Source organism: Acidobacteriota bacterium (genome assembly GCA_034211275.1).
Taxonomy (GTDB): Bacteria; Acidobacteriota; Thermoanaerobaculia; order Multivoradales; family JAHZIX01; genus JAGQSE01.
The window spans coordinates 1-15525 of the sequence record JAXHTF010000163.1 but is presented as its reverse complement, the minus strand read 5'-3'; the positions used below and the strand labels follow the sequence as shown (position 1 = coordinate 15525).

The window sequence follows — 15525 nt, the reverse complement described above, 5'->3', positions numbered from 1 at the left end:
CTCGAAGAGAGCACCGACGCCCGCGGCATCGTGACCACGAGGGTCCTCGACGAGCTAGACCGCGTCACCTTCGTTGACTATCCGGACGACTCGTTGGACATCACCTACACCTACGACGACCCGCTGGTGCCGTTCTCGAAAGGCCGACTCACCGCCATCACCCGCAACGGCCAGGCCTTCGACTACCGATACGACCGCTTCGGCCGCCTCACCCAGGACGGCGCCCTCGGGTATGCCTACGACGCCAACGGCAACCGCAGCGGCGTGGAGTATCCTGGCGGGGTGACCGCTGTTTCGACCTTCGACTACGCGGACCGCCCCGAGAGCCTGACGGTCCAGCGCTCCGGCGAGCCGGACCTCCTCCTCGCCGCCGGTGCTTACTACGCGCCCTCCGGCCCGCTGAAGACTCTCGATCTAGGAAACGGCCTCACCGAATCCCGCAGTTTCACCGACCGCTACTTCCCCTCCGCCATCACCTTGGCCCCGACGACGCCCCTGACGGGCGCGCCAATCTTCCAGTGGACTTACACCACCGACAACGTGGGCAATATCGAGGGCATCCAGGACGCCCTCACACCGGCCAACGACAAGGACTACGGCTACCAGGATTTCCAGTACTACCTTACGGCCGGCGAGGGTCCGTGGGGCGATTTAGCCTGGACCTACGACCGCATCGGCAATCGGCTGGCGGAGACCCGGGATGGCGTCACCGACACCTACGCCTACCAGCCGAACGGTGCCAGCGGGAACACCGCAATCCTCGACACCATCACCCTGGGGGTCACTGGCACCAAGATCTACACCTACGGCCCCGCCGGTCACCTGGAGCAGGTTAGCGCTCCTGCGAACGAGACCACATTCCACTCCGACGCCGCCGGCCGGCTGGCCCGCCTGGAACGCCCCGCCGGCGATGCTGCCAGCGACTTCCTCTACGACGGCCGCAGCTTCCTGACCTCCGCCCGGGCCGACTCCCTGAGCGAGATCTTCACCGACGGTTTCGAAGCCGGGGACGGCTCCTGCTGGACGAGCTCTGTGGGCTCCGACATTGGTGCCGGCACGGCTGATTGTTCCACCAACCTGAGCCTCAGCAGCGTCTACAGCTCCGAAGGCGTCCTCCACGCCGTCAATCACTTCACCGGTCCGGTGGAGGAGAGCACGCGCTACTACTTCTACTTTGCCGGCCGGCCGGTGGCGCAGATGGATGTGCCGGTGGGTGGGAGCGCCGAGGTGGCTTGGCTGAGCGTGGATCACCTGGGGACGCCGGTGCTGGCGACGGATGAGGGAGGGGCGGTGCTTTGGGATGGTGGTTTTGAGCCGTTTGGATCGGACTACTCTGGGGCGAGTGGGGCGGGGGTGGATTTGCGGTTTCCGGGACAGTGGCATGATCCTCTTTGGGGGGCCGCAGACGAGGGCGCAAAGGTTTTCTACAATCTCAACCGTTGGTTCCAAACGGCAGACGCTCGTTACTTGAGTGCAGATCCTTTGGGCAAGAAAGGCAGTCGCAATCTCTATTCCTATGTCGAAGCGAACCCCATTGTCCGGATCGATCAGTTGGGCCTTGTCAGCTGGAGTTGCACAACTCTTGAGTTGTCGGTGGGAGGCCTACTTGCAGCCGGAGTCTTTTATGTGAATTGCGAGAGCGCTTGCGTAGGGAATCGCAAGGTGGTTGGTGACTATCTCGTAGGAGGTTTTGGGGCTGGTCTCGGTATAGCAATACCGTTTGAGCTTGGAGCGTGGGATCTCGAAGATGGACAGCAGCATCCTGAGGCTAGCTCCTTGGAGGGCAGTTTTTCTTTGCGGGGATGTTCCGCGACCCCTGTCGTTGGCTTCGCGGTAACTGAAGTCTCACAGGGTAAAGGGACGGGGAGCTGGTCGTTGAGCCCGACTTTTGGCCTGGGGCTGAACTGCTACGCGCTGGGCGGTGGATCTACGTTGATCAAAGAGACCGAAAGTTGCTGCAATAGCCCCGAAGCGCCTCCAAGCATTCGGGCTAGAGACTGAGAGGTGCCTGCCGTGAACTATCTTCGGAGCTTCGCTTGGTTTCTCTTGTTCATGTCGTCGTTGCTGGCACTCGTCAGCATGATCAATCTAATCATGCTGCTCTTCCTGTTTGAATCGATTCCAACTGCGGGCTCGCGGCTCTCTTCTGGAGTGGCCTCTTTGGTGCTCTCTAACGTTGAGGTGTTTGGGGCAGTGGTGTTCGTGTTTGGGGTCAGCGGAGTCGTCGCCTCCTTAGGCATCCTCAAGAAGAAGCAATGGGGTATTGACCTGACGATTCTGCTGCTGGCTGTAGGAATCGTCTGGGGTATTCTCGTTCTTATTCTTGAGGTCGCTGCAGTGGGAAGTGCCGCTCATTCGGACACGCCGATCATCTTCTTGTTGGCTCGATCCATAGCGACCGTGGGCATCTCATTCTGCTGGATTGCCGGCTGTGCCTGGGGTATCACCAGACTGCGATCTGCAAAGCTCGCGCTGAGCTAGCCGGAATTGCTTATCCCAGGTGTCGGGGCCGCAGTGGCTAATAGGTCATGTGGAGCAGGGCCGCCGGCGCTCCCGCTCTGCTTCCCCCCTACTCCCCCACCCGAAAATTCAACCGCAGCGTCGAGCTCACAGAGGCCACCTCGTCGCGGACGCCGACGGCGACGCGTTGGAAGCCTTCCTTCATGCGGAGGGTGAATTCGTAGGCGGCGTATTGGCCGAGGGCCTGGTTGATCTGGTCGTTGGGGATGTCGATGGGCATGGGGACGCGGGCGACGGGGGAGGAGCCGCCTTTTTCATTGCGCACGGCGATGAAGACCGATAGGCGGCCGCGGTGGTATTCCTGGTCCGGGAGCAGGGCGAGCTCGCCGAGGGGGATTTTGATCAGCATGGGGACGGCGTAGATGTCGCCGCTCTCTTTGCTGCCGGCGGCGCGTTCGAGCTCGACGCCCAGGGGGTTGTCCGAGGCGTTGAGAAGGAGCGCCGAGAGGGTGCGGTCGCTCATGCGGTCGTCGGAGTCCTTGGCCTGATACCCCAAGCGGTGGCGGATCTTGTACTTGCCGGGCTCCTTGAGGCGCACCTCCAGCCGGTGGTATTTGCCGTCCGCCTCGCGGTCCGGGCGGTAGCCGAGGGAATAGTAGGACTCGAAGTCGCTGGCCAGGTGGTTGAGGGTTTTGCTCAGACCGCGGGTGTTGATGAAGCTCAGGCCGCCGGTGGAGTCGGAGAGCAGTTGGAAGGTTTGGCGCAGCCCCGACTGTTCGATGGTCTGCAGGTCAGAGCCCCAGATTCGGCCGCCGGAGGCGGTGCCCATGGCGCCCAGGTCGAAACCGCCCTGGCTGGCGTCGACGACGCTGAAGTTGCTGGCGCCGCCAGCGTCGAGGGTGTAGAGCACCACGCGGTTGGCGTTGGCCTTGGCGATCAGGTCCTGGAAGTCGGCGGTGCTGTCGTAGGACAAGGTCTCGGCGGCTCCGGCCACCATGCCGGTGAGGTTGGGCACGCTGGAGAACTTGCTCCGCCAGGCTTCGAAGAGCGCCTGTCCCGGCAGCATGGGCATGCCGCCGCTGACGTAGAGCATGGCCTTGCGACCGGAGAGGCCGGCGAGGGAGTCGACGATGCTCTCCATGGCCTTGAGGGTGAAGCGGGTGCGATTGCGGATGCCGGAGGCGTGGATGCGGATACCCTCCAGCGCCTGCTGGGCATAGATTTCGGCGGTGCCGCGGTTGATGGAGTCGCCGTCGATGCCGACCTCCTCGATCTGGCGCAGCAGCAGCTGGCGCTCCCGCTCCACGTCCATGCCGCGTCCGGTCTCTTTCTCCAGGTCGTCGATGGCCACCTGCACCAGCTCCGGGATGGAGGTCAGCTCCTGCCGGATGTCCAGGCTGCCGTCAAAGCTCACCAGCATCACCCGATCCTGGTTGTCCAGGCTCTCCCGCAGGAACCGCCGCAGGTGGCCGAGCACCTGGTTGCGGTTGGACGGACGGATGTTGAGGTTGTCGACGAAGATGACCACGTGCAGCCGTTGGTCCGGCGGCAGCTGTTCCCGGGGGCGTACCAGCGACTGGGCCCCTCCGCCCTCCTCGGCGACCTCGGTCTCCGGCGCTACGGCCTCGTCCTCGTCCGTGCTCTCGACCCCGTTCTCCACCGCCAGGAAGTTGCTGATCTCTACGGGCTCTTTGTCCTCGAAGAGCAGAAAGTCGTCCTGGGTGAGCCCCAGCACGGGCCGATCTTTACGGTCGGTGACGAAGACCTCGACGTTGACCACGTTGACGTCGACGCTGTCGAAGAAGATCTCCCCGGTGGATTCCGGCGACGAGGCAGGGGTGTCGGGCGACGAGTCGGTGGCTTGCCCCCAGGCCGGCAGCGCGAGGAGGCCGACGAGGAGCAGCGCGAAGAGGGCGAGGACGGGACGAGGTTCACAGCGGCGCATGGAGATCTCCTATGGAAGAGCCGCGGAATCCGGCGGGGCGATTCGAGGAGCGGCGCTCCTGCGAAGGGCGGAGCGCCGACGATGGCATGGAGCAGTGCTCATGGGCAGCTCAAAACTTTACCACCGACGGTTGGCAGAACCTTCCGGCGTCCGGGCTCGGGGCCCCTGGCCAACAGGGGCTCTCCTTATACGGAGGCAGCGGAGCCGGGTTCTGGCTAGTCTTCGAGGTCGTTGGAGTCCTCGTAGACGAAGCGCACGGGCTTGTCGGTCTCCGGGTGCAGACTGTGGTGTACCGGGCAGGTGTGGGCGCCGCGTTCGAGCTTGGTGCGCTGATCGGCGGTGAGCCCCCGGGGCATCTGGATCTCCACCTCGGCGCGGGCGATGCGTCGCGGCTTGGAGGACATGTGCTTGACCACCCGAAACTCCACCCCCGCCATATCGATGCCGTTCCGCTCCGCCATGATCCCGATGATGGTCACCATGCAGGCCCCCAGCGACGAAGCTGCCAAATCCGTAGGCGAAAACGAGCTCCCGTCCCCGTTATTGTCCACCGGCGCCGCGGTGGTGAGCACGGTGCCGGAGGGCCCATGGGTGAGCTCAGTCTTGAGATTGCCGACGTAGCGGCCGGTGATGGTGACGGCCATGGGGTGCCTCCTGGAGGATGATGAGCCTTCGAGAGCGATACGGTGAGAGAGGAATCTAACAGAGGCTGGCCGGAGGAGGGCACAGGTTCAGGCTACTGGACGGACGTGCGGTTCACCACCCTCTCTGTCGAGGGGGCAGCGCGAAGACCGGCTTGGGTGCCCAGAAAGCGCAGAAGCTCGTGCTCAGCCCACCCCATCCCCCACCCGCGGCATCCGCATCCGCATCACCGCGCCGGTGGCCTGGTCGGAGGAGGGGTGGTTGTGGGCGGTGACGGTGCCGCCGTAGGCTTCGACGATGGCGCGAACGACGGCGAGGCCTAGGCCGGTGTGGCCCCAGCGGTCGGGGGTTCCGGCGGCCTCCGGGGGACGGTAGGAGAAGAAGCGGGTGAAGATTTTCTCCAGATGGGCTTCGGGGATGCCGGGACCCTGGTCGGCGATTTCGAGGATCGCGGACTCGCCTTCGGTGGAGAGGGTGACGGTCACCGTGCCGCCTTCCGGGGAAAAGCCGAGGGCGTTGTCCAGGAGATTTTCCAGCACCTGAGCCAGACGTTCTTCCGTGGCCTGGACAACCACCGGCGAGGTCGGGAGGCGGAGGTCGAATTGGACCTTCCGCTCTTCGCCGCGCAGGCGATAGCCCTCGCAGAGCTCGCGGACCAGTGGCCCCAGGGAAACCGGCGCCCGCTCCTCCTGCTCCAGCTGGGCGTCCAGATGGGTGAGCTCCCGGGCGGCGGTAAGGAGGCGCTCCGTGCGGGCCACCTGGTGCTGGATCATCTCTACGAAGCGGCGACGGGAGGCTTCATCCTCGACGTCTTCCAGGGTCTCGGCGGCGACGCGGATCGATGCCAGAGGATTCTTGAACGCATGAGAGACGTCGGCGGCGAAGGCTTCGATGAAGCCGATGTGCTCCGCCAGGCGGTGGCTGAGCTGCTCCAGGGCGCGGGCCAGGTCACCGATTTCGTCCGGACGGCGGGATCCGGAGAAGGCGCCCTGGAGGCGGCCGCGGCGGTCGATGAGGGCGCTGGCCTGGCGCTGCAGGCGGCGCAGGGGGCGGACGATGGTGGTGGCCACCAGCAGGCTGAGGATCACCGCCGCCAGCACCGAGGCCAGGATCACCTGGAAGATCCGTAGGCGCATTTCGTAGAGATCCTGGAGGATGCGGTAGGTGGAGCGGGAGACCAGCACCACCCCGACCACTTCCGGACCGTCGCGGATGGGCAGCGCCGAGTGCAGGGTCAGCGAGCGCTGGCCCGGCGTCGGGCGGCTGGCGGCGCCGTACTGGCCCTCCAGGGCGTTGCGAATCTCCGGACGTTCGAGCCAGTGGACGTCGCTTTCGTCCTCCGGGGTCGCCGGTGGCGGCTGGGGCGCGTCGAGAACCAGGTCCGCTAGGCGGTAGAGACCGGTGCCCAGGCGGTACAGCCAGCTGGTGCGGCCCTCGGGCTCGAGGTAGCTCTCGTCGCGGGATTCTCCCGGCTCGCGCCGGGGGCCGTATTGAGCGGAGTCCGCCAGCAGCTCCCCGTGCTGGTTGAGAATGCGCAGCCGCGAGGCGCTACGGCGATTGAGTTGGGCCATGGTGCGTTGGGCTTCGAGACGCAGCAGGCCGCCCTCGGCGGCGGGGTCTTCGCTCTCCAGGCCGGCGACGCCCAGCTCCGAAAGGGCCGCCGCCAGCATGCGGCCTTCCTGGACCATGGCGGATTCCTGCCCCGCCAGCAGTTGCTCCTCGTAGCTGGAGAGGTAGAGCAGCCCCGCCGCCGGCAGGAAGACCAGCAGCACGTTGAAGGCCAGCAGGCGAATCCAGATGCGCGACACCAGTCGCAGGACTCGATGCCCCAGGGATCTCAGCAAAGCCAAGGAATCAGTGGCGATAGCGATAGCCAAGGCCGTAGACGGTCTCGATGTCGTCGAAGTCCGGGTCGACGTGGTGGAACTTCTTGCGCAGCCGTTTGACGTGGCTGTCGATGGTGCGCTCGCTGACGTAAGTGTCGTGGGGATAGGCCTCGACGATGAGCTGCTGGCGAGTCTTGACGTGGCCGGGGCGGCGAGCCAGGGCGCGGAGGAGGAGGAATTCGGTGACCGTCAGCTGCACCGGCTGCTGGTTCCAGCGCACGGTGTAGCGTTGTTGGTCGAGCTCCAGAGGGCCGACCTCCAGCAGCTCTTCGGCGCTCGCCTCCGGCGGCCGGCGGAGCAGCGCCAGGCGCCGCAACAACACCCGCACCCGCGCTACCAGCTCGCGGATGGAGAAGGGTTTGCACAGATAGTCGTCGGCTCCTAGCTCGAGCCCCAGGACGCGGTCGAACTCGTCGTCCTTGGAGGTGAGGAAGATGATGGGCAGGGCGTCGGAGGCTGCCCGCAGCCGCCGGCACAGCTCCAGCCCGTCCATCTGCGGCATCAGGATGTCCAAGATCACCAGGTCCGGCAGCTGCTGCTGGAATTGGTCCCAGGCCTGGGCGCCGTCTTCGTAGGTGTGCACCCGGTGGCCTTCCCGTTGGAGGGCGAAGCCGACGGTCTCGCAAATATTGGATTCATCGTCGACGACGGCGATGGAATAGCTGACAGAAGTTTCCATGGCAGAACTCTAGTCTATTCCCGCGGGCCTCGGGGCCCCGCCATCGCCTCGCCATATTTCTGCCTTCAGATGCCCCGCCGATGCCGGAGGCGCGGCACGGCGCGGCGCTCCAATGGTCGTGCGAGGGAGCGCCGGGGTGAGCCATCCCGGCAGAGCTTGGCACCCATCGGAAGGGAGGCGACCATGGAAACGAAGACCGCGAACGAAGGCCGGAGCTTGAGGCCGATCTGGCTGGCGTGGCTCCTGATGTGGGCTCTGGCGCTGGGGCTGATGAGCTCCAGTTGGGGCCAGGAGATGGCCAGTTGGGACCAGGAGACGGCCAGTCGAGGCGGAGAATCCCTGGGAGCGGCCGAGGCGGGTGTGGAGGTGGGGGCGCCGGATCCATGGCAGGGGGCCGGGGCGGGAGCTGCTGAAGTCGAAGAGGCGAGCCTGGTCACTCTGGAGACCGCCCGAGGCGGATTGCTGCTGCCCACCGAGACTCCTGGCCGCTACCGCGAGGCGCCGGCGCTGGCGACGCGGGTGCATCTGCAGGTCACCGGCCCGCTGGTGCGCGGGCGGGTGACCCAACGCTTCTTCAATACCTCGGATCGCTGGCAGGAGGCGGTCTACGTCTTTCCCCTGCCCACCGGCGGTGCCGTCGACCGCCTGCGCATGGTGGTGGGGGAGCGGGTCATCGAAGGGCAGATCCAGGAGCGTCAGCAGGCCCGGCGCACCTACCAGCAGGCGCGGCGGGAGGGCCGGAGGGCGTCGCTGGTGGAGCAGGAACGCCCCAACCTCTTCACCACCTCGGTAGCGAATATCGGCCCCCAGGAGGCCATCGAGGTGGTCATCGAGTACCAGCAGGTGCTGGCCTATGACGGCGGTGGTTTCCAGCTACGCTTTCCCATGGTGGTGGCGCCGCGCTTCATCCCCGGGGGCGGTGCCTCGGGAAGACGTGTCAGCTCGGCGGTGCCGGATGCGGCGCGCATCACCCCGCCGGTGCGCGGGGAGGGTGAAGGCCAGCCCAACCGCTTGCAGCTCGAGATCGAGATGGACCCCGGCTTCGAGCTGGCGAGCCTCGAGAGCTCCTATCACCCGATCTACATCCAGGAGCCCAGCCCAGCCCGCTATCGGGTGACCCTCCAGGGCGGTGAGGCCCTGGCGGATCGGGACTTCGAGCTACGCTGGCGGCCGGCCTTGGGGGAGGAGCCCCAGGCGGCGCTCTTCTCGGAGGTCCTGGTCTCGGAGGCCCTGGTCTCGGAGGCATTCGGAGACGAGGCCTACGCTCTGCTGATGGTGATGCCTCCGGAGGCCGGCGCGGCGCGGCGTCTGCCGCGGGAGACGGTGCTGGTCATCGACACCTCGGGCTCGATGAACGGCTCGTCCATCGTCCAGGCGCGGCAAGCCCTGGCCAGTGCCCTCCAACGCCTGCGGCCCGAGGACCGCTTCGAGATCATCGCCTTCAACAACCGCGCCTATCCCCTCTTCGGCGGCACGGTGGCGGTGACGCCGGCGAATTTGGAACGGGCGCGGGCGCTGCTCGCCGGACTCGACGCCAACGGCGGCACCCAGATCCTGACCGCCCTGCAGGCGGCTCTGACGGGACCGTCTCTGGAGAGCGACGACGGCGTCCAGCGCTTGCGGCAGGTGATCTTCATCACCGACGGGGCGGTGGGCAATGAGGAAGAGCTCTTCGGATTCATCGAGAGCTCGCTAGGGGATCGGCGGCTGTTCACTGTCGGCATCGGCTCGGCGCCCAACGCTCATTTCATGGAGCGTGCCGCCCGCTTCGGCCGCGGGACCTTCACCTACATCGGCAAGCCGGACGAGGTGGAGGAGCGGATGGAAGAGCTGTTCCAAAAAATTGAATCGCCGCAGTTGACGGATCTGGCGGTCCGCTGGCCCCCGGCGGCGGGCGGTGTTGCGGGCACTGCCGAGGTGGAGACGTGGCCGCAGCGGCTGCCGGATCTCTACAGCGGTGAACCGGTGGTGCTGGCGGCGCGGTTGGATCAGCTGGCGGGAGAGGTGGAGGTGACGGGACAGCGGGGCGGCCAGCCGTGGTCGGTGGTGCTCGATCTCGGCGGCGGAGCGGACCGCGCGGGCGTGAGCCAGCTGTGGGCCCGGCGCAAGATCGCTCATCTGATGGATCAGAAGGCGCGCCGAGCCTTGCCGGAGGACGAGGTGCGCCGGCAGGTGGTGGAGGTGGCCCTGCGGCACCACCTGGTGTCCAAATACACGAGCTTGGTGGCGGTGGACGTGACCCCGGTGCGACCGGCCACGGAGTCGCTGGACCAGGAGGCCGTGCCCACCGAGTTGCCCAGGGGCTGGAGTCGCGAGCATCTGCCGCAGAACCAGGCTCTGCCGAGGCCCCCGGGGGCGTTGCCTCAGGGCGCTACCGCTGGTCGCCTGGACTTGCTGCTGGCGTTCTTCCTGACCCTGGTGGGGCTGTGGGCCTGGCCGCGGCGGCGCGGCGCTGGAGAGAGGCCGAGATGAGGAAGGCCCGACTCCAGCCCCAGTCCCGCCGTCGCTGGATCGCCGGGTTGGCGCTGCTGCTGGCGCTGGCGCTGTGGGGGCGAGGTGGGTGGCTCTACGCCAAGGCCGGCCTGGCCCAGGTGCTATTGGCTCGGGCCTGGGAACGAACGGTGGAGGCCGGGGCCTCGATAGAGGCCGAGAGCGCAATAGAAGTCGGGCGCACGGCAGAGTTCGTGCCCTGGCCCTGGGCCGACACCTATCCGGTGGCCCGTCTCGAGGTTCCGCGGCTGGGGGTGCGGCGCATCGTTCTCGCCGGCAGCTCCGGGCGTACCCTCGCCTTCGGTCCGGGGCACGTGGCCGGCACGGCTTTACCGGGGGAGGCGGGGCATGCCGCGGTCGGCGGCCATCGGGATACTCACCTGGCATTTCTCCAGCGGCTACGGCCGGGGGACGAGCTGGTGGTAGAGACTCGCCGCGGAGAGCTGCGGCGCTATCGGGTGGATCACCGGGAGGTGGTGGATCACCGGGACACCGGGGTCCTGGTGGATCTCGGCGAGAGGCGGCTAAGCCTGATCACCTGCTATCCCTTCGACGCGGTGGTTCCCGGTGGTCCGCTGCGCTACGTGGTCAGCGCCGCCGAGGTCATCGGTCCTGACGGCGCCGACAGCGCCTAGTACTCAAGGGAACTGCGAAGGCGAGAGCCCGAGATCGACGATGGAGCAGCCCTGAACCACCGGAATCCCTGCCTCTTTCGCAGCGGCCAGCACTTCCGGAGAGTCGGTGCCGGGGTTGAACCACACCTCCTTGGCGTCGGCTTCGGCGATCTCGTCGATCATTTCCAGCAGCACCGGCGGCGGCAGATAGAGGGTGATGCGGTCGAGGGGCTTGGGCACCTGGTCGAGCTTTTGGTAAGCGCGATGTCCCTCGATTTCGCTCTCCCGAGGGTTCAGATTGATGGGGTAGACGGTGTAGCCAGCGTGCTCGTGGGCCCGCAAGCTCTTGTTGCCGAATTTATCCCGTCGATTGGAGGCGCCGACGATGGCGCAGGTTTTGTTGCTCATGAAGGTCTCCCGCTACGGCCTGGGTGGCCGCTCGCTAGCGTATGAGTTCAGCGAAGTGAGTCGTAGATGAAATCAGTAGTGCATCAGGGAGTCTTGGGAAAGCCGCCAAAGGGTGACGGCGGCGGCGGTGCGGCTGGCTGCTGGGGCTGAGCCGAGGCCGGCGCTTCCCGCTTCCAGGGAGCCCGGGAGGGTTGACCCTGGCGATAGCGCTGCAGCGTTTGCCGATAGTAGGTCGCCAGCTCTTCTGCCCCGGCCTCTCGGGCCTTGGCCGCCAGGCTCTGTTGGAGCTGGATGGCGTTTTGGAAATCTCCGGTCTCCGCCAGGGCCATGGCCAGAGTTTCGGCGTGCTCGGCGTCGGGGCGGGCGTTGAACAGGCCGTTGGCGATCTCCAGCGCCTGCTGGCCGTCCCGCACCGAGTCCTCCGGCACCGTCGCCAGCACTCGGGCGAGGGCGTTGGCCAGCTCGCCGCTGGGGCGCCCGGTTTCGGCGCGACTGGCTGCCAGCGCTTGCTCCAAGCCACTGCGGGCTTCGGCATAGCGCTCCAGCTGGAGCTGCGCTGAAGCTCGCCCCAGCAGAGCAGCGAGGCGCCGCGGCTCGGCTTGCAGGACCTGCCGGTATTCCGCCAGGGCTTGCTCGAACTCTCCGGATTCTTCGAGGCCCAGGGCCAGGGTCAGGCGCAGGGACGCATCGTCGGGCTGATGGCGGACCATGGTGCGCAGGGCCGGCACCGCTTCCCGCCGCCGGCCCTGTTCCAGCAGCAGCGCCGCCAGCTGGCGGCTGGCTTCCAGGTGTTCCGGATTCAACCGCTGGGCGATCTGCAGCTGCTGGATGGCTTCCTCCGGTTTGTCCCGGCGTAGCAGCACCGAGGCCAGATTGACCCGCGCGGTGGAGGCCAGCGGGTCGGCGGCGACGGCGGTGCGGAAGGCGCGTTCGGCGTCTTCCATGCGGCCGGCGTTGAAGGCCTCGCCGCCTTCCTTTTGCAGCGCTCGGTAGCCTTCGGAGAGCAGCAGAAGCCGCTCCATGAGTGGATCCTGCAGGCTCACCTCGCCCTCTCCCCGGCGGCTCAGCTGCTCTTCCGCCGCAGCCTCGTCCCCCAGCTGGCGGTAGGCGAGTCCCAGCGGGTAGTGCACCGAGGTGGCTTCCGGATTCAGCTCCAACACTCGCCGGAAGCGTTCCACCGCTTGCGGGGTTTCGCCGCGGCCGGCGGCGATCTGGCCGAGGCCGAAGAGCGCGGCGGCGTTTTCGGGATCGAGCTCCAGAGCTTTTTCGAAGCGTGTCGCCGCTTCTTCGGGACGGTTCTGGTCCAGCAGCACCTCGCCCATGCGCACCTGGGCGGCGACGTGGTCCGGGCGGAGCTCGAGGGAGCGCTGGAAGGCCTCCAAGGCCTGGTCGTCGCGGTTGGCGGTGCGGTGCAGATGACCGAGGAAATACGGCCAGCGGGGATCTTCCGTTGCCAGCCGCTGGGCGTTCTCGTAGGCCGCCTGGGCGGACGGCAGCAGGCGATAGGCGTGGTAGAGGTTGCCCAGCTCTCCCAGGGCTTCCGCCTGCTGCGGCGCTAGGGCGTCGGGGGCGGCGTCCACCGCCCGTTGCCAGCGCCGGCGTTCCCGGATGCGCTCCGCCACCAGTGGATCGAGGCCGGAAAGGTCAGGCTCCGGAATCTCCTGGATCTCGGCTTCCGCCGCCGGGGTCTCGGGGCTGGCGGCGGCTCCCGTCGTTGCGGCGTCTTCGTCCGCTGCCCCGCAGGCGCTCAGCAGAGCGCTCAGGAGCATGAGGAAGGCACCGGCGGTCCATCGCCGAAGAGCGGGTAGGAAGCCTGCAAGAGGGAAAGGATGATTCATGGCGCTGTGACTCAGGATCCGGTGTCTCATGACGCGGTGACTCATGACGCGGTGACTCATGACGCGGCGAGGCTACCACCGCCGCGGCGGAGGGTGGAATAGGCCTCCAGCGGTAGGTCCTGCCAGACTTCGCGGGTGCCGTCGGGCCAGCGCACGGTGACGGTCACCGTCTCGGCTTCGATCTCTCCCAGACCGACCAGGACCCGCGGATCGTGGGCGGCGAGGTAGCTGCCGTCGACCCGCACCCGTCGCACGAGCTGCCGACCCGCCAGCTCCCTGGCAGGGGGAAGCTGTACCGAGACCTGGGCGCCCAGAACGCTGCCTTCGGCATCGACCAGCCGCAAGCCCAGCCAACGGTTGTCCCGGGCTTCCTCGGTCTCGGTGGCCCGGTTGAGCAAGAGCTTCACCGGGCCGTTGTTCAGCGTTACCACCACGTCCAGATCCCCGTCGTTGTCGATGTCGCCGAAGACCCCGGCGCGGCTCACCGACGGCTCGGTGAGGGCCGGACCGGCGAGGTCGCTGACGTCCTGGTAGGTCCCCTGAACGTTGCGGAAGAGTTGATCCGGCTGCTTCAGCGGCAGGGGATCGCCGGCGGCGTCCTGACTCCAGATTTTCTTCACCTCGCCGTTGAGCACCAGCAGATCGAGCCAGCTGTCGTTGTCGTAGTCCATCCACAGGGTGCCGAAGGAGGTGTAGGGGAGGCTCGGTGCCGCCAGCCCCTGCTCCAGGCTGCGATCCTCGAAGAGGCCGTCGCCGGTGTTGAGGTAGAAGGTGTTGGTCTCGCTGTTGAGGTGGGTCATGAAGAGGTCCAGATCGCCGTCGCCGTCGGGATCGGCGGCGGAGACGCCCATGCTCGCTTCCGCCTTGCCCTCGCGGTTGTAGGCGTTGCCGCTGAGCAGGGCCTGATCGCTGAAGGTGCCGTCGCCGTTGTTGATCCACATCTGGTTGGGAGTGCTGTCGTTGGCCACGTAGAGATCCTGCCAGCCGTCGCCGTTCAAATCTCCCGTCACCACCCCGAGGCAATTGCCGAAGGCGGCGCCGAGACCGGCGGCTTCGGTGACGTCCTCGAAGGTGCCGTCGCCGCGGCCTCGGAACAGCCGGTCCGGCACCGGCGAGTACACCGTCGGGCTGCAATAGTCCGGGGCACTGGTCTCGGCGGTGCACCGGCGGTGGGTTTCGACGGTGAAGTCCAGGAAGTTGCCGACGAAGAGGTCCAGATGGCCATCCCGGTCATAGTCGAGAAAGGCGGTGGCGGTGCTCCAGCTCGTTCCATTCTGGCTCGTGCTGCCGACACCGGCAGCCTCCGTGATGTCTACGAAAGTGCCGTCGCCACGGTTGCGCCACAGCTGGTTGGCGCCGTAGTTGGTGACGAAGAGGTCCCGATGCCCGTCGCCGTCCACATCTCCGCTGGCCACTCCCATGCCGTAGCCGGTGGCCTCGATGCCGGCTTCTTCCGTGACGTCCACGAAGCGGGGCTCTCCATTCCGTAGATCGTTGCGGAAGAGCCGGTCGCTGAGGGGCGGATGCTCCCGCGTCAGGGGTGGGAGAGCATGACCCTGCACCAGATAGAGGTCCAGGTCACCGTCGCCGTCGTAGTCGAAGAGCGCCGCTCCCGAGCCCATGACCTCGAGGATGTAGAGCTCGCCGGACATGCCGTTGACGTGCACGAAGTCCAGCCCCGCCTGCCGCGCGACATTCTCGAAGAGGGGGCTCTCGGCGGCCTCGCTCTCCGTCGGGGGCTGGCGGTCATCGGCCGACGGGGTTTTCGTCGACTCCTCTCCACAAGCAGTCGCCCAAAAGGCGCAGGCGAACAGGATGGCGGAAACCGGCGAGGGGAGTCGGCGAAAGGCGTTCATGGGATCTTCCAGCGTAGCATGGGGAGCCTCTGGGCCGGGATGAGCGTTGCTATACTCAGGCGTCTTTTGGCCGTAGGAGCCCGCTATCAGCCCGTCGTGGTTCCGGTCGGCTTTTCCGACCTCCTGGATCCATCATTTCCAAGTCAACTCGTCCTACCGATCCGAAGCCGTCGATGACGAACGCTGCCAGCACCGAAGCCGTCGCCCAACCGCCCACCACGGCCACACCTCTACCCGAGGGTGCTCCCATGCCCTGGCGCTCCTGGTTGCCGTGGCTCGCTGCCTTTCTGGTGGTGCTGGGCTACGGCATCGCTTCCTGGCCCAACGATTTCGTCTACGACGATACCCAGGTGATCCTCGAGCAGGAGGCACCGGAGGATCTCGGCGATGTGCTGCACTACTTCGCCGAAGAGCACTTTCCCGGGCTCTCCTACTACCGGCCGGTGACCCGTAGCACCCTGCTGGTGCAGAAGGCGCTTCACGGCGATGTACCGCTGCCCTTCCATCTCTTCAACTCCGCCCTGGCGGGGGTGGTCTTGCTGCTGGCCTTCGCACTCCTGCGGCGGCCGGCCTTCGCCGCCGCCCGCTGGCCGGCGCTGCTGGCGGCGGCGCTGTTCGCCCTCCACCCGCTGGCTTCCTCCTGCGTCTATCCTGCGGCCTCCGGGCGCGAGACGATGATCCCGGTGGTGTTCTCCCTGGCGGCTCTC

Annotated in this window: 12 protein-coding genes; 5 read left to right on the top strand and 7 right to left on the bottom strand. The window is 66.7% G+C overall.

Annotation, left to right across the window (positions count from 1 at the left end; genetic code table 11):
- Together SX243_19705 and SX243_19700 are read left to right on the top strand one after the other, a co-directional pair.
- The coding region (locus tag SX243_19705; GenBank protein ID MDY7095208.1) for an RHS repeat-associated core domain-containing protein at positions 1-2001 on the top strand (2001 nt) is incomplete at its 5' end.
- 12 nt (positions 2002-2013) lie between these two features.
- The gene (locus SX243_19700) at positions 2014-2481 is read left to right on the top strand and encodes a hypothetical protein (GenBank protein ID MDY7095207.1); all 468 of its coding nucleotides are present in this window, start codon (positions 2014-2016) and stop codon (positions 2479-2481) included.
- Positions 2482-2569: 88 nt separating this feature from the next.
- Here the strand turns inward: SX243_19700 and SX243_19695 are convergent, their stop codons facing one another.
- The 4 genes from SX243_19695 to SX243_19680 form a co-directional block, all read right to left on the bottom strand.
- Positions 2570-4405 carry a VWA domain-containing protein gene (locus SX243_19695; protein ID MDY7095206.1) on the bottom strand — a complete coding sequence of 612 codons (1836 nt, stop codon included), beginning with the start codon at positions 4403-4405 and terminating at the stop codon, positions 2570-2572.
- A gap of 215 nt (positions 4406-4620) precedes the next feature.
- The gene (locus tag SX243_19690; protein ID MDY7095205.1) at positions 4621-5049 is read right to left on the bottom strand and encodes an OsmC family protein; all 429 of its coding nucleotides are present in this window, start codon (positions 5047-5049) and stop codon (positions 4621-4623) included.
- 183 nt (positions 5050-5232) lie between these two features.
- Positions 5233-6897, bottom strand: coding sequence for an ATP-binding protein (locus SX243_19685; GenBank protein ID MDY7095204.1), 1665 nt, complete (start codon positions 6895-6897; stop codon positions 5233-5235).
- Positions 6898-6901: 4 nt separating this feature from the next.
- Complete coding sequence (locus SX243_19680) at positions 6902-7612, bottom strand: response regulator transcription factor (protein ID MDY7095203.1); 711 nt, start codon at positions 7610-7612, stop codon at positions 6902-6904.
- A gap of 183 nt (positions 7613-7795) precedes the next feature.
- Between SX243_19680 and SX243_19675 the strand changes: the two genes are divergently transcribed.
- Both SX243_19675 and SX243_19670 read left to right on the top strand, forming a co-directional pair.
- On the top strand, positions 7796-10084 hold the full coding sequence (locus SX243_19675) for a marine proteobacterial sortase target protein (GenBank protein MDY7095202.1): 2289 nt from the start codon (positions 7796-7798) through the stop codon (positions 10082-10084).
- Entirely contained in the window at positions 10081-10737 is a 657-nt protein-coding gene (locus tag SX243_19670; GenBank protein ID MDY7095201.1) for a class GN sortase, read from the top strand. Before SX243_19675 ends, SX243_19670 begins: the two co-directional genes overlap by 4 nt.
- A gap of 3 nt (positions 10738-10740) precedes the next feature.
- Here SX243_19670 and SX243_19665 read toward each other — a convergent pair whose 3' ends face one another.
- From SX243_19665 to SX243_19655, 3 genes are all read right to left on the bottom strand, one after another.
- Positions 10741-11124, bottom strand: coding sequence for a CoA-binding protein (locus SX243_19665; protein MDY7095200.1), 384 nt, complete (start codon positions 11122-11124; stop codon positions 10741-10743).
- Between the two features lie 83 nt (positions 11125-11207).
- A complete protein-coding gene (locus tag SX243_19660) occupies positions 11208-12992 on the bottom strand; it encodes a tetratricopeptide repeat protein (protein MDY7095199.1) in 1785 nt (594 codons plus the stop codon).
- A 26-nt stretch (positions 12993-13018) separates the two neighbouring features.
- Positions 13019-14818 carry a CRTAC1 family protein gene (locus SX243_19655; GenBank protein MDY7095198.1) on the bottom strand — a complete coding sequence of 600 codons (1800 nt, stop codon included), beginning with the start codon at positions 14816-14818 and terminating at the stop codon, positions 13019-13021.
- Between the two features lie 173 nt (positions 14819-14991).
- On the opposite strand from SX243_19655, the gene SX243_19650 reads away from it, so the two are divergent.
- A partial coding sequence (locus SX243_19650) for a hypothetical protein (GenBank protein MDY7095197.1) occupies positions 14992-15525 on the top strand: 534 nt, incomplete at its 3' end.

Coding starts and splice junctions, on each gene's coding strand:
- SX243_19695 (MDY7095206.1), bottom strand. CDS start 4,405: ATGCGCCGCTGTGAACCTCGTCCCGTCCTCGCCCTCTTCGCGCTGCTC.
- SX243_19690 (MDY7095205.1), bottom strand. CDS start 5,049: ATGGCCGTCACCATCACCGGCCGCTACGTCGGCAATCTCAAGACTGAG.
- SX243_19680 (MDY7095203.1), bottom strand. CDS start 7,612: ATGGAAACTTCTGTCAGCTATTCCATCGCCGTCGTCGACGATGAATCC.
- SX243_19675 (MDY7095202.1), top strand. CDS start 7,796: ATGGAAACGAAGACCGCGAACGAAGGCCGGAGCTTGAGGCCGATCTGG.
- SX243_19670 (MDY7095201.1), top strand. CDS start 10,081: ATGAGGAAGGCCCGACTCCAGCCCCAGTCCCGCCGTCGCTGGATCGCC.
- SX243_19665 (MDY7095200.1), bottom strand. CDS start 11,124: ATGAGCAACAAAACCTGCGCCATCGTCGGCGCCTCCAATCGACGGGAT.
- SX243_19660 (MDY7095199.1), bottom strand. CDS start 12,992: ATGAGACACCGGATCCTGAGTCACAGCGCCATGAATCATCCTTTCCCT.
- SX243_19655 (MDY7095198.1), bottom strand. CDS start 14,818: ATGAACGCCTTTCGCCGACTCCCCTCGCCGGTTTCCGCCATCCTGTTC.